The sequence below is a fragment of the Cohnella sp. GCM10020058 genome (assembly GCF_042683485.1).
Taxonomy (GTDB): domain Bacteria; phylum Bacillota; class Bacilli; order Paenibacillales; family Paenibacillaceae; genus Cohnella.
Genome location: NZ_JBHUJV010000014.1, coordinates 53123 through 76635, shown reverse-complemented (window position 1 = coordinate 76635; position 23513 = coordinate 53123). Strand labels below are relative to the sequence as shown.

General features: G+C 57.5%; 4 protein-coding genes. All 4 read right to left on the bottom strand.

Annotation, left to right across the window (positions count from 1 at the left end; translation table 11 throughout):
* Positions 1–255: 255 nt before the first annotated feature.
* Entirely contained in the window at positions 256–6132 is a 5877-nt protein-coding gene (locus ACFSR7_RS24665) for an Ig-like domain-containing protein (RefSeq protein ID WP_378166200.1), read from the bottom strand.
* A 485-nt stretch (positions 6133–6617) separates the two neighbouring features.
* The gene (locus ACFSR7_RS24660; protein ID WP_378166198.1) at positions 6618–7307 is read right to left on the bottom strand and encodes a S1C family serine protease; all 690 of its coding nucleotides are present in this window, start codon (positions 7305–7307) and stop codon (positions 6618–6620) included.
* 62 nt (positions 7308–7369) lie between these two features.
* A complete protein-coding gene (locus ACFSR7_RS24655; protein WP_378166196.1) occupies positions 7370–15844 on the bottom strand; it encodes a chitobiase/beta-hexosaminidase C-terminal domain-containing protein in 8475 nt (2824 codons plus the stop codon).
* A 26-nt stretch (positions 15845–15870) separates the two neighbouring features.
* Complete coding sequence (locus ACFSR7_RS24650) at positions 15871–23499, bottom strand: S-layer homology domain-containing protein (protein ID WP_378166194.1); 7629 nt, start codon at positions 23497–23499, stop codon at positions 15871–15873.
* Positions 23500–23513 lie beyond the last annotated feature (14 nt).

Sequence of the window (23513 nt, the reverse complement as noted above, 5' to 3'; positions counted from 1 at the left end):
AGGTACGACATACGGCATGTATGACGAACGCGGTAGCTCAGGGATAAGGATTGATCTTTTACCATGGGAGTAGTATTTAACCCCTCCCAATTTCTTATGCGCTCACCCACAGGCGGGCATAGCGACCAGTCCTCGTTTTCCAGTTATTACCCTTCGTCATCCGCGTGTGAATCATTGAATATGTCGGCGGAAAATGGAAAAGGCCCGTCACGGTCTCCGAGGAGACCTGGTGATCGAGCCTTTTTTGCCTTTTGCTTAATGAACGTTGTCGTCGATGCTTTTCACGTAAATCTCGCTGCCGTCCGCAGCTCGCGTGGATTCATGCGATCTCGTGGCCTCTTCGACCTGGCCGAACGACCAGCTTGTCGCCGGCACATCCGGGAAGGAAGCCTCTACGCCGCCAAGCGGACCGCGGTATAGGAGCCGGTTAATCATCGTGACCGCCTCTTGGCGGATGATCGGAGCGCCCGGCTTGAAGGTACCGTCCTCGTAGCCCGTCGTCAGCGCGTTGCGGAACAGCGCTTCGATGGCGGCCGAAGACCAGCGGCCCTGCGCGTCCGCGAATTTAGGATCGAGCGGCTGCGCGACCTTTAATTTCAGGTATCGGACCATGACCGCTGCGAGTTCTTCGCGGGTGACGGGGCTGTCCGGATGGAAGCTGCCGTCCGCATAGCCCGTAAAGATGCCGTTATCCGATGCGATACGGATGTATCCGCTCGCCCAATGCCCTTCGCGGACGTCGCTGTACTGCGCTTTAAGCGTCGTGCTGCCGCCGTCGATCAGGCGCGCGATGATCGCGGCCAGCTCAGCCCGGGTCAAAGTCCGATTCGGCAGGAACTTTTTGTCCGGATAGCCAAGAATGTATCGGATATGCGAAACATTGCCATAGCGGTTGGAGAAAATAAGCAGCTTGGCCGACGACTCCGCGTTGGCTGCACCTTCAGTAGACAGATTCGCTGCCGATGCTTTGGCGTCCACCTCGGCCATCCGTTCCGATGCGTCGATTTGCGGCCACTTGAGCTTGACCACAAACTGTCCGCCTGCAGCCGTCTCCACCGTACCCGGTTTCCAGACGATCTTGCCGTTCGCTGCCGTACCGCCGGCAGCGTCCAGCACTTCTGCGCCTTCGGGAATCGCAAGCGTGATTTGCGCGTCCTTCGCCGCAGCGTCACCGTTGTTTTTGTATTTGACCGTTACGGTGGCTGTGCTGCTCTCTTCATAAGTGCTGCGATCGATCGCCACGTTGACGATCAGATCCGGCGCGCCCTTCGGATCCGGATCGGCCGGCGTCGACGGCACGACCGGGGACGGCGAGCCGGACTGAGGCGTCAGCGGCACGTCGTGACGCACAATTGCAAACTCGACCGGAATCGTCGGGCTGACATACGTCTCATACCCTGCAGCCGTCACGACCAGGTAGTAATCAGTCGTCGGATACACCATGTAGGCGTATTTGCCGCCCCCCTTGCTCGTCTGCGGGTTCGCGTTATCGTTCGGCGCGAAGCCTGCGATGGCAGGCAGTAAAACTGCCGTACCCGGCGTAATGCCCGCAGCTCTGTTGCGCGGCGTATCGGCATAGTAGAGGACGACGTGCGCACCGTCGACAGCCGTGCCTGCGACTTTATCCGTAATATCGCCGTAAGGGTCGATCAGCTCGTCGAGAATGTTGAGCTCGCCGTCCGCGGACAGCTCGAACTTCGGCAGCGTGCCGTCGTTGTCGATCGCATTCATGATGATTTCCTTAGCCGCGCCGTTATTCTGGGCGTCGGGAAGGCTGTACACGATCGCGAGACCGTATTTCTTGCCTTTGACCAGGCCCGGAATGCTGAACACGCCGCTCGGATCGAGCGCGAACGCGTCTTGTCCGTTCACCATGATGAATGCGCCGGTGTCCGGGTCCTGGATCTTGATCTTAATTTGCGCCGCCATATCGCGGTCTGCCGCATCTTGGTCGTTCAGCAGCTTCTGCGAACCGTCGGGCTTCGCCAGAACGATGATGCCCGTCGCGACCTTGTCGGAGTCGAAGTATTCTTCGCCGTTGCCCGTAATTTGGCCGACCTTCGCCGTCTGCTTAAACGATACCTGCTTGGTCTCGCCGCCGACAGTGACCGGCTTGATGATCTCGATGCTGTAGACGAGATCGCCTTCAGGGACCGGAATTGCATATTGTCCCAGCTCGTCCGTCGTGATATCGGCGGAGAAGCCGATTGCCTCGTTCGTGATGCGTACCGTAACGCCTTTTTCGACGATGCGCTGGCCGTTTACCGTCGCAGCCACGACGCCGCGGATCGCGGCGGGCTGGAACGTTACGTTGAGCTGCTTCTTGCTGTAAATGCCCCTATCGGTATCGTACACCTCCGCCGTCACCGGGATGACCTGGGCGGTTGTGCTTGAGATTTTGGACGTCTTATATGGGATAACCGCCTGACCGAAAATATTCGTCACGGCTTCGTCCCCATCAGGGAAGGTGCCGGACGGCGCGCTGAATTTGACCTTGACGCCTGCGACAGGCTGCGCTTCGCTATCCAGCAGGGTCGCCGTCAATTGCGATGTAGAGACGCCGTCGCCAATGAGCGTGTCCGGATTCGCCACAAGGCGGATGACATACGTGCCTGGCTCCGCGATCGCGATCGTCACCTTGGCTGGCGCGGACTTGGCTTCATGGTTGTCGGTGACCGAAAAGGTGAAGCTGTCTTCACCGCCGTAACCCGGGTTCGGCTTGTAGGTATAAGTGCCGTCCTCGTTTACTGTCACAATACCGTGCGATGGATCGCTCTCCTTAGCAAAATTCAGCGTGTCGCCCGGGTCGAGATCGCTGCCTTGCAGCATACCGTCGTATACCGCGCCGTTTACGCTAATGATAACGTCTTGCGCGAATGCGGTCGGCGTGCGGTTCGCGATCGTAATCTTCACCGTAGCCACGTTGGAATATGCCTTGCCGTCGGTTGCCTTAAAGGTGAAGGTATCCGTGCCCACATAGCCGGCAGCAGGCGTGTAGGTGTAGCTGCCGTTCGGATTCACCGTGACCGTGCCGTGCGAACCGTTTGTGTCTAGTGCGTATGTCACCGTGTCGCTCGTATCGGCATCCGTGGCGGAGAGCGTGCCGGTTACCGCCGTATTCGGATACGTGGACTTCGAGCCGTCGTGCGCGACAGGCGCGACGTTCGCAGGAACGATCGGGCCGTAGCCTGCGCTCGTGGCAGGAGAGCCTGTGAGGACGCCTGCCGTCGCCTTTGGCGTGACTTCGAAGAAGATGTATTTGCCTGCATCGTCAGTTGTCAGCGTGTAACTGCTCGTGGTCGCGCCGTTGATCTCTACCTTGTTCGTACCGCTTGCCTGGCTGTCGCGGTACCATTTGTACGTCGGCGTTCCTGTCGGGTCACCGTCTACGTCGCCATACGTGTAGGTACCCGTCAGCGTCTCGCCGACAATCTTTTCGCCGGCGATATTCACGTTTGTCGCCGTCGGCGGCGCGTTCACCGTAATCGTTACCGTCGCGGTGTTCGAGTCCGCCTTACCGTCGTTAGCCTTAAACGTGAAGCTATCCGTGCCGGTATAGCCCGTCGTCGGCGTGTACGTGTACGAACCGTCGGCGTTCACCGTCACCGTACCGTGCGACGGGTTGCTGACTTTGCTGAACGTCAGCGTATCGCCCGTATTCGCATCCGTCGCCGGAAGGGTATCGGTTAGCGCCGTGTTCATGTTCGTCGTCTTCGTGTCGTCGGTCGCTACCGGCGCTACATTCGCAGGCACGATTGGACCGTAGCCTGTGCTCACAACAGGCGTGCCTGTAAGCGTGCCCGTTGCCGCTTTCGGCGTGACTTCGAAAAAGAGGTACTTGCCGGCATCGCCTGCCGTCAGCACGTAGCTGCCGGAAGTCGCACCGTTGATCTCTACCTTGCTCGCACCAGTCGCCTGGCTGTCGCGATACCATTTGTAAACAGGCGTTCCTGTCGGGTCACCGTCTACGTCGCCATACGTGTAGGTACCCGTCAGCGTCTCGCCGACAATCTTTTCGCCGGCGATATTCACGTTTGTCGCCGTCGGCGGCGCGTTCACCGTAATCGTTACCGTCGCGGTGTTCGAGTCCGCCTTACCGTCGTTAGCCTTAAACGTGAAGCTATCCGTGCCGGTATAGCCCGTCGTCGGCGTGTACGTGTACGAACCGTCGGCGTTCACCGTCACCGTACCGTGCGACGGGTTGCTGACTTTGCTGAACGTCAGCGTATCGCCCGTATTCGCATCCGTCGCCGGAAGCGTGTCGGTTAGTGCCGTGTCCATGTTCGTCGTCTTCGTGTCGTCGGTCGCTACCGGCGCTACATTCGCAGGCACGATTGGACCGTAGCCTGTGCTCACAACAGGCGTTCCTGTAAGCGTGCCCGTTGCCGCTTTCGGCGTGACTTCGAAAAAGAGGTACTTGCCGGCATCGCCTGCCGTCAGCACGTAGCTGCCGGAAGTCGCACCGTTGATCTCTACCTTGCTCGCACCAGTCGCCTGGCTGTCGCGATACCATTTGTAAACAGGCGTTCCTGTCGGATCGCTGTCCGCATCGCCATACGTATAGGTACCCGTCAGCGTCTCGCCGACAACCTTTTCGCCGGCGATATTTACGTTCGTCGCCGTCGGCGGCGCGTTCACCGTAATTGTCACCGTTGCGGTATTCGAGTCGGCCTTGCCGTCGTTGGCCTTGAACGTAAAGCTGTCCGTGCCGGTGTAGCCCGTCGTCGGCGTGTACGTGTACAAGCCGTTGGCGTTCACTGTTACCGTGCCGTGCGACGGGTTGCTGACTGTGCTGAACGTCAGTGTATCGCCCGTATTCGCGTCCGTTGCCGGAAGCGTGTCGGTCAGCGCCGTGTTCATGTTCGTCTTCTTGGTGTCGTCCGTGGCTACCGGCGCTACGTTCGCAGAAACGATCGGACCGTAGCCTGTGCTCGTAGCAGGCGAACCCGTCAGGACGCCCGTCGTTGCCTTCGGCGTGACTTCAAAGAAGATATACTTGCCCACATCGCCAGCCGTCAGCACGTAGCTGCCGGAGGTAGCGCCGGTAATCTCGACTTTGCTCGTACCGCTCGCCTGGCTATCGCGGTACCATTTGTACGTCGGCGTTCCTGTCGGATCTCCGTCCGCATCACCGTAATTGTAGGTGCCCGTCAGCGTCTCGCCGACAGCCTTGTCGCCGGTGATACTGACACCGGTAGCCGTTGGTGCGGCATTTATAATCTCCGACGTGTCGGTCACCGGAGAAGATGGATTTCCGTTCCCATTCACTACACTTGCTGTGACTTTGATAGTCCCCATCGCCAGCGTAGACAAATCTACGGTTTTCGAATAGTCTCCTCCGCTTACGACTGTTGTTGTAAAGGTCAGGATCGTCCCTGCTGAATCTTCTACGGTTAACGTGACTGTATCATTGACTGACGCCTTGGTCGTTGTTCCCTGGAGAACAACGCTGGATTTCTCAGCACCGGATAACTTGCCGTCGCCCCCGTCTTCTACATTTAATGTAATCGTAGGAGAGTCGGCATTGGGATATACCTTTGGATCGTCAAAAGCATTACTTACGGCGCCAAAGTTAAGCGAGAATTGTCTGCCAAGGTTTGTACCGTTGCTTAACGTGTTCGTATTGCCGATGACGACGCTGATGCTTTGAACAGGCGCCGCATAATGTGCGATGAACGAAGCCGTATTGTCGAATTGAACGCCATTCAGCGAGGAATTTATGCCCGAAAATCTAGTACGGCCAGCTGCAGGACGGTTAGCGACCGCTGAATTCGAGTCATAAATGGTTAGCTTAGATCGATTGGCAATTGTTCCGGAGCTCGGGTTGCCGATCTCATAGCTGGAAAATCCCGCTACCTCGGCATACTCTTGCGCGGATGCGCTGCCGTCCAGATCGATAGCCGTGAGATGGAAACCGACCAAATAAACGGGTTCGCTTGTCCCGTTTTTGACGAAACTGATCTCAAACAGGACCCCGCCGGCCCCTCCGCTTGTCGTGACTGTGGGATTAAACCGTCTCACGATTGCAGCGCTCGTATCCGTTGTATCGTCATCCAACAGGTTGAGCGTTGCCTTGGAATCAACGCTTACAATTTTGACCAGCGCGTCTACCGTGACGCCGTTTTTAGTCAATACCTTCGCATAACGGTAGACGTTGCCAGCGATATAACTTGATGTACTGCCTGATTCGACCGAAGGATTTTTCGTCGGTGTTGACTTGGATGTAAAGTCTAAGTAGTCATTGCTAGATAGAGAGACTAATAGAGGCTCCGACGCCGCGCTCGCCTTCAGAGGAGAAAAAGAAATGGATGAGGCGAGCAGCGTAAAAATCATCAAGCGGATGAGGATCATTCTAGTAAATTTAATTTTGATATTTCTATAAGCTCGCATACGGTTTGAGTTCCTCTCTCAGTTATATTCCACAATTCGACAAATATTTTTCCAAAAACCTCCTATAGTCTATTGCTTTTACTCCTTCGCAGGTCTTTTTTACTATTATTAACGATGGTTCTGAACATCTACTGAACAATTTGTTAAATTCTTCTCTTCTTGACTGCAAATAAAAAAATCCTCCCGAAGGAGGACGTTCGCGCCCGCTACGGAAGGATTAAAATGAATTATTTCAGCTTGCTCGGCAAAATCTTGCGAATGTCATTCGTATCGATAACGAGATGAATGTTGTCCATTGTGCGAAGCGAGCCGGATATGGTACCTACCAAACGACCCGCATCGTCGAGCAAAGGACCGCCGGACATCCCGCTGACGATCTGCGAGGAGGTCAAAATGCGATCGCGGCCGTTGATTTTCGCCGCAGGATTGTTAATAATGCCTTGCGTGATAATCGGCGTGTTTTTCAGCGGATAACCGATCGCATAGACCGTCTCGCCAAACTTCAACGACTCAGATCTAACGGTCAGGTACGGATAGGCGCCGCTTGTCAGCTTGGCCGTCTTCGGATCGGGCAGCTCGAGCACCGCGGCATCCGTCAGCTCGTCATAGCTTACCACTTTGACCGGGCTAAGCACCCGGCCGTCGCTCAACTGCGCTTCAACGCGGGCAGCGCCCTTCACGACATGATAGGCGGTAAGTGCGGAGCCTCCGGCCGAGATGATCGCGCCAGAGCCCGTCGCTTGCAGCGTACCCTCGCTGTCCAAAACTCGCAAATACAACGTAGCGGTGATGGCCATATCGTAGCTCTGTACGGCATCGATGCTATCCGTCTTGGCCGCGCTTCCCGTGCCTGCGGCCATAATCAGCGTCGCCAGGAGCGCCAGCACCATTCCGGCAAACCTTATTTGTGCTCTCACCATTGTCCCTCCTGTCTAAGGTGTAAAATGGCGGGGCATGAGCCCCGCCATTCGGACGACTGTTATTGCACGGCAGACATGATGTCTTGATAAGCCCAGTGCGTGGCAGGAAGATCGCTGAACCGGACGGGCAGTGCTTCTGTATTAATCCCGATGATCCGGTTGATCAGCACGACCGCCTCTGCCCGCGTGATCTTGCTCTCCGGACGGAAGGTGCCATCCGGGAAGCCCTTAATATAACCTGCCTTGGTCAAGGCTCCGATGTAGCTCTCGGCCCAGTGACCTTTCACGTCGCTCTGCTTGGCCGTGCCACCGGATGCCGGATCCAGATGCAGTACACGCGTCAGAACCGCGGCGAACTCCGCTCTGGTCAATCCCCGGTCTCCTGCGAATCCGCCGCTCGGATAACCTTCGATGATGCCGGCTGCGTTGAAGAAGGCAACCGCATCTGCGGCATCCGATTTGACGTCATCGAACAGGTTGGCGACGCTGACTTCCTCTTTGTCAAGCAGCGGCGACAAGGCGTCGACGAGTTCGTAACGCGTAATCGCCTGGCTCGGCTTAAAGGTGTTATCGGTATACGCCTTCATGTAGTTGACATCTTTCGCGTCTTCTTTCAGGCTGTAGCTTGCATTTTCCACCTTGTAATCGATGGAGACGACTTTGTTGTCCTTGTCGGTGATGAACTTGACCGTCATGGTGGAGCGAAGAACGATCGGCCCCGTGTAACGCGTGCTCTTCGTCGTCGGATCCGTGCCGTCCGTCGTGTAGTAGATCACTTGTCCGGTCGGCGCGTTCAGCTCCAGCTTGCTGTTCTTGGCGACAACGACAGGCGCCGTGCCCGTCGTATCCTGCGTCTTGCTGCCGATGGAAGCCGTTACGGGCTCTGTCGGCGTTACCGGGGCGGATCCGCCGCCACCGCCGGCAGGCGCTGCCTCAGCAATCCAACGATCGCTGAATATATCGCTGTCTTCTTTGCCATCTACTATGGCAAATGCTTTTAACGTCGTTGTGCTGTTCAGCAGGATTGGACTCGTATACAAGGTCGACGTCAGCTGATTTGGCATTGAGCCGTCCAACGTGTAATAGATCGATGCGTTTGAGTCTGCTGCACGAAGCACAACCTGAGTAGATCCTTTGAAGGAGCGACTCTCTGACTCTGGCTGTGGCTTGATCGCTTTCTCAGCGAACACGAATGCCGAAGGCCCCACAACAATCTTGCGTGAAATACCGCTATAGGTAACCTTTAGCGTAGCAATCTCACCAGTTGGCAGACTGCCGCTTAACTTGTCTTTATCCCGGCTCAAGATCACATCAGTCGTGTTAGCTGTCCAGGTTGGAGAAGCCTCGCTAGTCTGGGACAAGCTGAACTTATCGGTCAGCTTGTTCAATGTGTCCTGCGCGCTTGGAATCACGGCAGCCGAAGCCAAGAAGCCTTCGACCGTCTCAACCCATTCGGAGAGAATCGGATAGAATCCATCCCGGACCGCCCACACGTCTGCATTGAGGCCTTCCGGCAGCTTGCCGTCCGTCAGGCTTGCTGCGGACTTGCCGGTTGCACCAGAGACATTGCCAGCAACAGGGTTCCCTGACGCATCATAGTAAGGCGTGTTACGCTTGATTGCCTGAGCATTGTAATACGAACCGGCTACTACGGTGCCTTCTTTCGTTTGGCCAGCGATTCCGCCGAAGTAGGATTGCCCCGGCAAGATCGTACCGCCGATGCCTGCCCCGACTTCGCCGGAATTCAGCGTACGCAGAATCGAACCGCCTTCGGCCAGACCGACGATGCCGCCGGACCAGGCTTGCGCATTACCCTTGGCCACGATCCGACCTGCGGAGTAACCGTCCTCGATAGTCCCTGCGCTGTTGCCGGCGATACCGCCGGACAGAGCTTCCTTGGCTTCAACCGAGACATCCGCCATTGAGAACGACTTCAGTACCCGGCCATCCGCCGTATTGACGGCAGCGATGCCGCCTGCGATAGCGCGGCCTTCCGGTGATGTGCTCTGAATCGCGCCCGAGCTGTAAGAATTTTCGATTAAGCCGCGGTTAACCGAAGCGATACCCCCGGCACGATTCGCGGCTGTCACTGCAGCGTCGCGTACGGCAACGCCCCGAATGATGGCCCCGGTATCGTTGACGCCGGCGACGACCGCAGCATCATTCGTCGATGAGACAATCGGCCGATCGAACACGATGCCAGCGATCTCTCCGCCATTCACCGATGCGAAGCTGGACGATCCGCTGCTGACGGGCTGAAGCGAAGTAAGCTTGTGCTGCCCGCCGTCGAAAGTGCCCGTGAACGTCTCATACGGCACAAAGCGAATGCCTTCGAGGTTTAAATCTGCCGTCAGCGTCAGCTTAGGCAAGTTTGGCGCCTCATTTGCCGACCGGTTAAAGAGCTTAAAGTAAGCTGCGCCAGTCGAGTTCTTCAGCAGCACCGTGCCTTGAAGACGCGGAACCGTAGCCATTTCTACGCTGCCGACATTCGGTTCGTTCAGGAAGACGGTATCGACGTCGATGGTCCATTCGCCCTTGGCATAGATATCGATTTTCTCTGCCTTCGTCGCCTGTCCCGAAGTGCCGCCGTGCCCGACCGGATTCGTCTCGCCCGTATAAACGGCATTCGAGAGCGCGCCTCCCGTCAGGAGATTGCCAACAATGGAACCCGTGTAAATGCCGCTGCCGGTCGTCGGTGCGCTCACTTCCTTAATGTCGGTAGAAACACCCTCCAGGGTGCCGGCGTTTGCGCCGGCGATGCCGCCGGTATGCGCGCGAGTGACAGCCTTGGCAGAGGAAGCCGCTACTTTTTGCTGCAGTGCAAAGGAATCAACGATAGAACCCGTTGCTTCCACGGATCCGGCCAAACCACCGGTTCGCAGATCCAAACCGCTGTGCTGGACGTTACCTGAAGCGTATGCGTGCTCGATTCGATAATGATCCACCGAGCCGGCCAAACCGCCCGCATAAGAAGTCGACTTCGCTGTAACGGTGACTGCGCCCTTGGCCCAAACGTCTCGAATCAGAGCCGTATCGGGACCCGTTCCCGTGAGCTGTCCCGCAAATCCGCCGACCATCGGCGTATTAAACGAATTGGCTTCCGTCAACGTCACCGGCAGGTCCGTCGATGCGTTCTGAATCGACGTGCCCGATGCCTTACCGACTAGACCGCCGGCATGGGTGTATGGCGTTTCGTTTACCGCAGAGATCGCGCTTGCGACGACCAACTGCTTGCCGCCTGAAGACAGTACTTGCGTATAGTAGATCCCGCCGCCGGCGGCTTGACCTACCGCGCCGCCTGCTTCGTAAGCCGTTCCGTTCGCTACCCGAACGCCGCTGTTCGTCTTCGAAGCTGCGATAACGCCGTCGCTATAACCGGCAAGACCGCCTGCCACGATTGTGTCGCCGCCGTTCACGGACAGATCGGTTTGCGAGTCCGCGTAGTAGATGGAAGCATTGCTGTTCTTGCCGACGATGCCACCGGCATACAGCTTGCCTTGGAAGTTCAAACTGCCTGCCGTTTGCGAGCCGCCCTTCATTTCCGCCTGATACAGCCCCGGGTACAATGGGGTCATCAGGCCAAAATCGAACGCCCGATCCCGATCGGTTGCGGACAGCTCGCCGACGATGCCGCCTACGACGGTATCGCCGCTGCGCGTCGTAGCGCTGATGTCGCCCGCCATCTTCGTCTTATAGAGAACCGAATCCTTGGCGGAGCCGACAATACCGCCAGCTGTTACGGTTACGCCTGCGCCGCGTACGGTAGCTGACGAGTCGATATGACTGATAGCCGTATTTACCGTCTTGCCTGCCAGACCGCCGACAAGCGCGCTCAGGCTGTCGCCCGAGGAGGCGACATTGATATCGCCGATCGTGACGTTGCGAATCTCGAACGAATTGTTGCCTGCGCCTACTTTGTCGCCGACGACGCCGCCGACGATACCTTTGCCCAGCACGTGAATGCCGGGAACTTCGGCGCTGACGTCGATATCGGACAGGATCGTACCGGCCGCTGCGCGACCGACGACGCCACCGATGACCGATTCTGGCCCTCCCGCTTCTAGAGCAGCCCCTTCAAACACCAGCTTCACGTTGCTGGCTTCGCCGGAAACGTAGCTGCCTATCGCACCGCCAACAATATTGCGGTCAGCGTTGGAAAGAATCCGAAAGTCCGGAGAAATCGATAGTTCGAATCCGTGGATGTCCCCGGATTGCCGGCCGACAATACCGCCGACGATGGCATCCTCGGTGTAGCTTACGATCGAACCTGCGGTCGACGTGAGCGACAGTTGTCCGTCAATCGGAAACGTATTGTCGCCGACGATGCTGCCGACGATCGAGCTATTGTACGCGGCCTCGACGCCGCCGTCGTTCATAATCAGGCTTAAATGGCCCAGTGTACCGGTGTTGCTGCCTATAATGCCGCCAACGATGCGTCCGCTAACCTTGGCTCCGCCAAGCAGTCGGACTTCAATTCCGTCTACGGTTCCTTCGTTGGAGCCTGCCAACGCACCGGTGTAATCAAGACCGGCTACGGCCAGCGGCTCCAGCTTGATTTTCTCTACCTTGCCCTCCGGAGCGATGACGCCGAAGAGACCGGAATACGCATGGGCCGGTTGCAGGCTGAGACCATCGATCAGATAATCTCCGCCGTCCAGATGCCCGCGGAATGGATTCTCCAGCTTGTCGCCGATCGGCGTCCATTGCCTGGACTGGATGTGAATCGGTCCGACGATCTGAATGTTGCGATCCTTGAAGTCGAAGCGGTCGACGCCGGCGATGCTGCCGTTGACGATACCCGCCAGACCGGCCAGCTCCGCTTCGGTGGAGATCTGGAAGTTGATCGCGCCCTTATCGTTCATGTACCAGTTAATGTTGGCATTAACGCCGCCGCTGGTATCGTCGCCCGTATTCGCAATCCGGTTCACTTCCGGATACTTGTACTGCGCGTCGAGCGAGCCGTAGCGCCAAGCCTGGACAAAGTCCCATCCGGATTGGCTTGGGAATACCGTCCGATCCCGCAGCGTACTGACGTTCACGGTATCCAGTCGCAGCGGCTCGTCCAGTGTCGAGACGGTGCCTGCGCCAAAATCGGACAATCCGACGTTCAGGTTGTTGGATGCATCTTTGACGACATAGTTCTTGTACAGGAGCTCCAGATCGAAACTGTCATAGCGACCGGCGTAGGCACCGGCTATCGCGCCACCCGATGCTTGCACATCTGCAGCGGAATACGTATACGACAGCTTGCCGCTTGCTATACGGCCGGACAGGCCGCCGACATATGAATGATCCTGCGTCGCGATGACCTTCCCTGCGGCATAAGCATTCTTAATGGTACCCGCGGCCTGGTCGCCGACCAGGCCGCCGACCACGCTGTAGCTGCCGCTAGCCGTAGCGATACCCGAGAAGTAGGACAGTTCGATGCTGCCGCTGTTGCGTCCGACCAAACCGCCAAGATACACAGGAGCGGAAGAGGTGCCGGTTGCTCTGCCTGAGACAGCGATATCTACGTAGGAACTCTTGACGGCGCCGTCATTTTGTCCGACCAGGCCGCCAACCAGCGTATTCTCGCCTTCCACGTTCAAATTCGCGTTAGAATACGTGTAATACAACGTGCCTGTCGCCCGGTTAATGCCTGCCAGTCCGCCCACGGTGGCGTCACGGCCGCGCGAAATTACCGGAACCTTGTCGGCCACGTTGTTATTCGCGATCAGGCTGCCGTTGTCGCCGACCATGCCGCCAACCAAAGCCGACGGAGCGGTAACGTTCACGCTGCCGATCGCCCGGCTGTTGCGGAGCGTACTGACGGCGCTGCCCGGATTGATAACCGGATCGCCTGCGCGAGCGGCATTGACGCCGACCAGACCGCCGACCGTCGTGCCCGTAGCCGATGCGTTAACCTTCAAGCTGAGGCCTTCCGTCGAGCTGTCCGCGATAAATGTGCCTGTCGCTTGATAGTAGCCGACCATGCCGCCGACCACGGTGGACGGATTGTTGACGTTCAAATTAATGCCCGCCGACATGATTTTCTCGATGCGGGTCGCTTCCGCATAACCGGCGATACCACCGATGACCGGATTGGTCGACGCCGAGACCGTGCCGATCAGAAGATCGTCCACGTTGACAGCTGTTGCATCGCCGACGATGCTGCCGTCGATGATGCGGCCGGCGATGCCGCCCGCTGCCGAGCCTGCTGCCTGAAGAGCCAGATTCACGTAGTTCGGCGCATCCGCCATTGCCTGCGGATTGACGATGTCGGTGCTCTTGGCGTATCCGACGATACCGCCTGCGTTAATGTTCGGTGCCAGCACGCTGACTGTCGGGTTCTCTCCGCCGATCAGCTTAACGCTGTTCAGGCCGGCTCGCCCGCCGTCCGGTCCTTCGGAGCGGCCGACAATGCCGCCTGCCGACGAATCGGCGCCCGAAGCTTTAATCTCGATCGCTTCCGCTGTCGAGTTGCTGACGGAGCCGCGGTTGAGGCCGGCGACGCCGCCGATCGAACCGCGCGCGCCCGAGGCCGTAATGACAGTGCCGTTTACTTTGCTGCCTGCAACTGCACCATGATTCTCGCCGAATACGCCACCCAAGCGGATGTCTTCGCCGGTAGATTTCAACTGCACGCGCTTAACCTCGACGACCATGACCGGTGCCCGATTGACCCCGACTGCGCCGCCGAAACTGCTGTCCGTCGCGCCCGCATCAATCAGGAAGTCTTGCACGATTACCGGCGCTTCCGTCGTACCTACGCTGGCTTCGGCTGTCAGACTACCTGCGATACCGCCTGCCGTGTAGAGACTTTTACCGCTGCCTGCGGCAATGCCGACCCGGGTGACCTTGCTGCCCGTAATGGTCAGCGGCTTCTCGTTGAGACCGGCGATACCGCCGACTGTCCAGCTATCGGCGCCGCTGGACAAGCCGGTGACGGCTTCCAGCTTGACGCTGTCATAACCGCTATAATCCGCTGCACCTACCTCTGCACCATAGACGCTGCCCTGCATGCTGCCGCCCACGCCGCCGACGGCGCTGCCGACCGTATGCGTTTTAATGGAGATATACTTGACGGACACCCGGTTGACTGCGCCCTCAATATAGCCCCCGATACCGCCGATCGTACCGTCGGCATCGAGCGTCGCATACTTGCTCGCGCTGCCGCCAACCGCGACTTGGGTGTAATGGCCGCTGCCATCCCCGTTTGCGTCGCCGACGCCGCCTCCCTTGGCGTAGCCGACGATGCCGCCGGTATAGGCATTGGCTCCGTTAGCGACAATGTCGGCATTAAACGATACGTTCATGATCGTACCGCCTACGGAATAGCCGGCGAAGCCGCCGGTATATACCTTGTCCGTGCCAATCGCTTGAATGTTGACCTTGTTCAGGAACGATCCCGACCAGCTGTAGTTGTCTCCGAAATAACCGGCTACGCCGCCGGTATAAACGCCGGTGCCGCCGCTGTTGTGGATCACACCTTTGTTTTCGAAGCTGCCGCGAAGCACGGACCGGTCCGTTGCAGGCGCTTCTGCGGCACCGACAAAGCCGCCGGCATAAGAACCCGTTCCTCCGGGGGTATCCACGGTAATGGTTCCTTCGTTCTTCGTCAGGCTGGAGATCGAGATCCGCCCGCCGACCCGGCCGGCGATCCCGCCGGCGTAGCTGACCGTCGCGCCGGTCGCGCTGACGTTGCCCTTGTTGACGATCGGCGTATCCTGATCCTCAAGCTCGAGCAAGCCCTCAACGTAGCCGACGATACCGCCCACGCCGACTTTTCCGCCCTTGCCGTTTACCGTTATATCCTTTTGGTTCTCGGCTTGCTTGATCCTTAATCCGTGAGCGCCGCCGTAGCCGGCGATGCCGCCGGCGTACGAGGTGCCGTTCGTTGTGACCGTTTTGGTATTTACAACGTTGGCGATGGTACCTTCGCCCATGCCCACGATACCGCCGGCATACACGTTGTATGTCGCGTCGGTCACGCTGATCTCGATATTGTTGGTGATGTTGTAGACAAGGCTGCTGCCCGTCATCTTGCCGACCGCAGACCCCGCGTACACTTCATACGCGGAATCGGCGACGCTGATCCGGCCGTTGTCGGCGAAGGTGAAGCCGCCAAGCGTGCCGGCCTCCATATAACCGATCAAGCCCCGGTAACTGAGATTATCCGGAATTTTCATCCCCGAGATCGTGAATCTGGCGCCGTTTTGCGCGATCATCGTTCCCTTGAAAGGATGTTCTTTGTTGCCGATCGGCAGCCACTCGTAGCTAGAGAGGTCCATATCGCCGGCGACTTCAAGAATCTTGTCCTTAAAGCCGTTCACCTTGCCGTTCGGATCCTCGCTGACCAACTTCGCAACACCGGCCAGCATTGCGGGCGTATTGATATTAAACGTTGAATAAATGGGATTATACCAATTCGTCTCTGCCACGGAATCCCAAGTCTGCGGATCCGCCATAGCCTTTGGCCCGAAGGACAGAGCCAGGCTCCCCGTCAGCACCGTCGCCAGGATCGTCCCGACGACGGATTTAAGCTTAAATGCCATCTTCACACCGCCTTAAGGAATCTGTCTTATTCGCCGGCGATCAACCGGTCCAGTCTCATTGCAATCGCTGCAGCCTGTGACCGGGTCAATGCATCTTCAGGACGGATATACAGATTCTCCCCCTGGATAATACCGTATTTGATGCTGAGCGCTACTTGCTCTCTCGCCCATGCCGGTATAGAAGCACGGTCTTTAAAGCCTGCGAGCAGATTATCGATCTCTGTAGCGCTTAGCGGCTCCACATTGCCCGTGAGCGTGAGCAGACGGCCCGCCATTGTCATCGCTTGAACGCGCGATAAGGTTTCTTGCGGTTTGAATACGCCGCCAGCGAGTCCGTTCGCCAAGCCAAGCTTGGACGCGATCGCCACACTGCGCGCGTACCAGCTCTCCGCCGATACGTCGCTAAAGCTGGAAGAGGCGTTCTGATTCATTAGTCCAGCTACGCGGAGGAGCAGCGTCGGATATTCAGCCCGGGTGATCTTGCTCTCCGGATCGAATTGCTGATCGCTCTTGCCCTGGACGAACATCTTGGCTGCGGCCTCTTGAATCGATTGACGGCCCCAATAGCTGTCCTTTACATCTGCAAAGCTCTTCGCGCTGCTGATGAGGAACAAGCTGCCCTCTCCGGTCAATTTGATCCGGAAGCCGTCCTTCGTCTTGCTCCATGGAACGGTGGTCCAATTGCCGTTCGCATCCTTCAGTACGATAGCGGTCACTTCGTCCGCCTTTACGCCGTCCGGTACGTTCAGTTCGGTAATGACGCCGTTCATCCAGCCGCTCTCAGCCAGATTGGCCTTAAACGTAAGGCCGGAACCGGTACCGAGCATCGTAACCTTTTGTCCGGCTGCAATCGTCCGCATGGCCGCGATATCGCCTTCGGCGTTAGCCGCTGCCGTGAGGGTAAGATCGCCCTTGACGCCGGAAAGTTGATCCTTGGTCAGTGTCAGCTTGCCGGTAGGCAGCTGTACGATCAGCTTCTTGCCGGCATCCGCGAGCTGACGGACTGCGGCAGAGGCGATATGGAATTCATAGCCCAACGCACTGCCTTCCTTCAGCCCCAAGGTCAAATCGCCTTCGCCCGCCGCGGCAGTATCTTCTGCCGTCAGTGTGATTCTAGCAATGCCGTCTGTACCCAGTTCGCTCTTGGCTTCCTTGCCGTTAAGCGTGAAGGTCGGCGCTTCTCCCGAAGGCTGAATGGCCGTTCCGCCGCCACCTCCTCCGCCACCGCTTGACGAGGATGTGCTATATTGCAGCAATCGGCTAGTAGCCGTGGCCAGTTTGCCTGCGGAAGTCCGTTTCGCAACCACTACAATATCGCGTGACTTGGCATTAATGATTCCGTCAGTAGGGAAGGTGCTCCAATCTGACAGATTTTGTTTAAATGTCGGCAGTGTAGCGCCCGCACCATCTGGAAATACCTTGTATGCGAGTTGCTGGCCGGTCATTTCGCCGACATTCTCAATTAATACCTGAGCCAATGATGTTTTTTCATTAGCCGACCGGATACTAGCCGACAGACTCCCCAACGCCGTCGGCTCCGGAATCTTAACCTGAGCGGCAACCATGGCTGTCAGCGAAACGTCGTCGGAGACTTTGTAAGTCGCTTCGATCAAACCGGCGCCTTCGGTCAGGCCGGTAACAGTTCCCTTGGCCGGGCTGTTCGCGTCCACGGTGAGGTCGACGGCATCGCCCATCAGCAGCGTGTAGCTAAGCTTGGCTTTGATATCTTCGGCAGAGATCGGCACCTCTTTGAAGGTCACCTTGCCCTGCCCGTCTTTTCCGTCAACGACCTTCAGGTACGCTTGGATCGTCTTGCTCTCCCCAGGTGTCAACGCCGGCAGTTCCTTCAGCACCAGCGCGGCCGGTGCCTCAAAGCTGTCGTTCGTGATGCTGACCGTCGCCGAGTTCTCGTTGCCGGCTGCGTCCGTAGCGATCAGCTTCAGGTCCACGGTTGGGTCGCTGCCCGGAATCGCCACATCGCCCTCGAACTTGCCGTCGTCCGCTACAGGAATAACGGTACCGCCTGCAGTCAGCTTCGTGCCTACGCTCGTCGTGCCTGCGACATGAATCAAGTTCGCAGACTTGCCCGCGATCTGGCCCATTTGCGTTCTGGCGCCAGTCGTCGGCTCATCGATATAGAGCGTCGGAGCGATCGTATCGACGGTCAGATACAGCATCGTGATCGAGACGTCCTTCGTCTTCGTGTTCGTCGCCGTCAGCTCGATCGCATAAGGGCCGTCAACCGTAAAGTTGCTCAGCTTCAGCGTGCCGTTGCTGCCCGAGGTACCGTTAGTCAAGGAAACTTGACCCACTGTTTCTCCGGCATACTTGGCTTCGACTTTTACGTTTTGTTGGTTGGACACGAGCTTGATGCTCTGCGTCGTCTCGTTCGTGATCAAATTAGGCGCCGTTCCCGTGTCTGGCGTCGTGCTTACGGTGCCTTGATCCGACGAGACAGTCAGCCCCGGCTTCACAGGGACCGGCAGCAGCGTCAGGCTGCTGTCGACGCGGTCGGCATAATGATAGTTCTCGTTCTTGTCCAGCGTCGCGGCAGGCTTGTTGGCGGCAGATACGCTGATGACGTATTTCTTGCCGACCTGCAAGCCAATGTACTTCTCGCCCGCCGCGTCAGTCGTCGTCGAACCTTGCAGGCTGTCCTGATCGACAGCATCGGAAGTCGTGCCCGCCGTCCATCCGCCGACCGGAATGCCTTCATAGCGACCGGTCGATGCGTTCCAATACGGCTTCAGCTCCTCTTCCGTCATCAGCACTTCGCCGTAGTTGTCGTAATTCTTCAGGCTGCCGGTCTGGTCGCTCTGCGCATCGATGACGTAGTTGCGCGGGATGTTCTCCTGACCCGGCTTGACGGCGCCCGGTTTGAACGACAAGGAGAAGTATCCGTTGCCCGCCGTTTCGATCTTCACGTCGCTGACCTTCTGCGGCGCCAGCGGATCGACGATCGTGAACTTCTGGGCCGACGTCTTCGTGCCGAAGGCCGCGGAAGCCTTCAGCTCTGCGCGCAGATAGTAATCGCCCTGGCGCAGCAAGCCCCGTATGTCCTCGGTGCCGCCTACCAGCGACACCTTGGTGACGTCGATGGTTGCGGTGCCTGCGGTAGCCGGCAGGTCCTTAGCAATTAATAGACCCGGGTCGCCTGCTGCCAGCACTTGCTTGCCTTCTACCTCGACAGTACCGCTGCCGACTGCGTCCTGCGTCAGATACAGGTTGACCGTATCGCCTGCCTTGGCGTTCGATACGTTCCACGTGGCGTTGAACTTGTTCGGGTCGCTGTTGCTCACAGCCAGGTTAACCTGATTCAGCTGCGGCAGTACAGGTACGTTCAGCAGTTTGGTATCGACACCCGATTCGGCTGTCAGCGTCCATGTGCCGCCCTTCTTGGCTTCCGCCTCCGGCACGATGATATACGCTCTGCGGATATCGACTTTTTCTGTGTTGCCTTCGTCGTTTGCCAGAATGATCTGCGAGAAGGCGTTGGCTTTCGGATTGGTATTCGAGTTGTCGAATACGATCGGATAATCCTTTTTGCTTGCATCCTTCAAGACGAGCTTCGGCAGCGTCTTGTAGTCGTAATCGACTTCGATGATGGCGTTGCCCGAAATATCATTCATCGGGATAGAATGCTCGCGGCCGTTGTTCTTGGTCACGATACCGCCTACGCCGAGATTCATCGCGTCGCTTTCCATCAATTGCACGCCTTTGGCTACATCGCGATAAACGATTTCTTGGCTGCCCTGCTCCGTGTCCTTCCACGAAGTGGCGACCGTCTCCACGCCTTGGCCGATGACCAGCATGCGCGGTCCCTTTTCGGGATCGTTGACGACCATATGAATGAGACCGTCCGGCAGCTCCTCGCTGGAGGTACCGAATTCCACGCCGCCGCCCCAGTAGTAGGTTACGCCGAGCGTGATGAGCAGAATGCCTACGCTGCCCCAGATTTTGTCGTTGTTGACGCCGAAGAACACGCTGGCGAGCGGCATGCCCCCGACGACCGGTACGCTGTTCGGGATTTGCAGCCTGGATCCGATGTAGCCTTCAAAATCGATTCGGTTTTTCTCCAGGTTTTGCCCGACGAAAACGCCTGCCTTGCCGACGATGACATCCCATCCGCCGATGTCGACTTCCGTCTGAACACGCACGAACCAAGGCGTGACCCATTGCGCTTCCAGCAGCGCCTTGGTCAGCATCGGAAGCGTATCGTCTCCGTCCGGATCCGTCGAGAAGTCCAGCTTGCCCTCGATCTTGAGACCGGTACGCTTCACGGTCAGGTCGGCTTGGCCGAAGAAGTAAGCCGGCGCGATGCCGAAGCGCATGCCGACGCCCGCCTGCACGACGAGCGGGAACGGATCCTTGCCCGTGCCTGCGATCGTATCCGCCAGCTCGCGCACTGCGCCGCGGATATCGGTGAGGTAGGTCGCGCCGGTAATCAGAATGCCCGGCTTCGGAAGCCCTGCGCCGAAGCCGATGACATCGGGCAGAATACGTCCGTCCTGTACTTTCTTGAACGCCAGCTCGATCTGTACGCTCATCATGCCTTTCAGATCGGCTTCGAATTTCATGCCGTACTTGCTTGGCTTGTATTCGCCGTTGATCTGCTGGACATAATGGGAAATAAAGATTTCCCCGCTCGGGCCTTCGCTTTTCTTGTCTTCGCCGTCCATTGGACCGAACAAGCCGAGGTTCTTGTTCAGACCGAACTTCAGCGCTGCGTCGATGCCGACGAAGCCCTTGTTATTGAAAATAACGTTGTTGATCTCCGCGTCGATGATCTTCATCGAGATCATGCCGCCAAACGAGATTCCGCCTTCTCTCAAAATGAAGTCGTTGAAAGACAAGCCGAAACCGGAAATGTTGAACGACGGTACCGAGAACAACGATTGCCGGTTAAAGTAGACGTTCGACACCATCAGCTGGCGGAGCGGGTTAAGCCGGTCTCCGATGAGTCCCGATGCCCACTTCAGGCTGCCGTTAAGCGACGTGTCTTCCGGATTGTCGTCGTTGTCGGCTTGCTCCGCAGGAGACAGCGGACCGCTGCCGAGCCGCTTGTTGAAGCCGTTGAAAAAGTCCAGCGTCCACTCCCCGCTGTGGAATACGAATCCGCTGCCGGCCACGCTCAGCGTGCCGTCGCCCTTGACGAACGTCGAGGCGAACAGCGGATTGTTGGAGAAGCCCGGCACAAGCTTCTGGACACCGAATACGTCCAGCTGACCCCGGACGATGACGAGGTCCTTGCCCTTATAAGCAACCGCATCATTAATGATAGCGGGCTCGGTCTTGGTATCGACGATGACTTGGGCGTCCTTGCCCTTGCCCACCGTCTTGATCATCCCTTTAATGACGACAAGTACCGAGCGGCTCTTGTCTTCCTTTTGGAATTCCTGCAGCTCGGCTTCGGAGCTGAACGTCTTGTAGCTGTAGATCGGAACGGCTTCAAGGCTGTCGTCCTCGAGGAACGCATCGAGCTTGAAGGTCGGATCGACCGTCTTGCTCGCGATGCCGATCGCTTTTTTAGCCGATTTGAAGTTGTCGATCGTGCTCTTGAGCTGATCTTTGTTAGCGAACGGAGCGGTTGCGAACATCCCGTTCAGCTCGGCCATATCCTCCATCGTCTGACCGATCGAAGCGCCCTTCAGGTCGAAGGCCTGCTTGTAGACGGCCAGAATGTGCGCCTCGCGCACCCGGGTCTCGTCGTTGTCGGTCACCATGATCGTCTGAGGAGCGGTAATGTCGTACAGGGATGCTTCTTCTTCGTCCCCGCCCGTATCTCCCTTGTAGTCGATCTGGATCTGATACTCGCCCAAAGGCATTTCGGGACCGGTATCTGCCGTCAGCACGTTGCCGTTGGCGTCCACGCGATCACCGGTGTTGTAAGTGATGCGCATGTCGCCGGAAGCGCCGTCGTCGGTCGGCTGGAGCAGCACGGAGCTCTGCACCGGCACCTTGTATCGGTCTCCGGTCACCTTGTTGCGGAAATAAAGATCGAAGTTCGGCGCGGTGTTCGCGTCCCCGGTGTTGTAAGCTTCGATGTTGGACAGATTGACGGTGACGTACTTCGTATCGGTGCTGTACAGCTCCTTCGGCGATACGCCGTACACGTAAGTCGGCAGCGCTTCGCCGACGGCGGGCAGCAGGATGAAGTTCGCCTTGCTCGACTCGTATTGGGCTTTGATGCCCTCGTCGGTCACGCCGTCAAGCTTTGCCTGCGTTTCCGGGCTTTTAGCCGTCAACATATACTCGCGCGTGGTCGGCCAGGCTTTGCCTTTGGCCTTGACCTTAAACGAGACGGTGACGGTGTCGCCCGGCTTGTACTTCGGCTGAATGCCAAGCTCGGCTTCTGCGGGCGTTGCTTCCTTTTTATACGCAAGAATTTTACTTTGGAACGTTTCCGTTAGCGCTTTGCCGGAAGAATCGCGGATGATATTGCCCTGATCGTCCAGCTTAACGAAGCTCAATCCGCTCTGCAGCGTCAGCTCCAGATCGATTTTGGATTGCTCCATATTGTACTGCGCCAGATTTTCGACTTCCGCCGTGATATCGAAGATGCCTTCGTTCACATAATCGCTGTCGTCGGGCAAGGTTGCCAACGTCTGGATCGGATCCAGGTAGCGAATGGAGAAAACGTGGTCCGGTTGCGTCAGTTCGCCAAGGCCGTATACCGTTTCAAACGACTGGAAGCCCTTGGCCGGAATCTTGTCCGGATTCCAGTAGTAAGCCACGGCGGAGTCGGAAGAACCGTAATCGTTGGTGTCCCGGGTAAAGTCGAGGTTAGGGTTCGGGGTATAATCCCACTTCGTATTGGCCATGCCGGCCCAGTGTCCGACGATCATCTCGTCGACGATGTTGATGTTCTGCTCGGCATAGTTATTGAAGCCGTAAGCGACGACGTTCGTCGCAAGCGGGTTGTCGAAGTCGAGCTTGTCGCGCATGACCCAGTAAGCAGGCAGCTTGTAAAACGCAACGTCTGCCTTTGGAATGCCGATCGCCTCGGGATCGTGCACGAGCTTGCGCTCAACCGACAGCGGCGCCTTGTAGGCCGTGCCGATCTGGAACGCGGGGCCGTCGTTGGATCCGACCATCGTATCCAGCAGAATGCGGCTGCCTACGGCGACCGTGGCGTTGCCGAGGTTGTTCACTTCGTAACGGATATTGATATTGCCGGAGTTGATCTTGTCGGCGCTATCTCTGTAGAGCATCAGTATCTGCTTGATTTGTACGTTCTTGATGCTCCAGACCGTCTCGATCTGCTGCGTCCCGTTCGGATTGTCGACGACCTTGGCCGGTACGACCGAGGATTGCGTGCCGTCGTCCAGCTTGTAGCGATTGCCGAAAATGAAATCCGTGCCGTCGATTCTGAACGTCGTAAACGAGGTTTCAGGCTCGTCGCCGCCGTACAGCAGGTTGACGTTCTGGTCCTTTTTGCGAATCGGCTGGCCCTCTACCGTACGAATGCCGTAACGTCCGCTGTTTTTGTCGACGGTGACCTTGATGAAATCGTTCTGGATCGCGACCGAACTGGTGCTGTTCAGGGTCTCGGCGAGCGATCGCAAAATTTCTGAAGAAGATAAAAATATGAATATGAATGAGAGCAAAGCGGCTGTCGTTCTCTGCCAAAGCTTCACTTGCTTCCCCCCGATCATAATTAGCCCCTCTT

Excerpts from the sequence above, each read along its gene's own strand:
- ACFSR7_RS24655 (WP_378166196.1), bottom strand. The coding sequence starts at position 15,844 with ATGGCATTTAAGCTTAAATCCGTCGTCGGGACGATCCTGGCGACGGTG.
- ACFSR7_RS24650 (WP_378166194.1), bottom strand. The coding sequence starts at position 23,499 with ATGATCGGGGGGAAGCAAGTGAAGCTTTGGCAGAGAACGACAGCCGCT.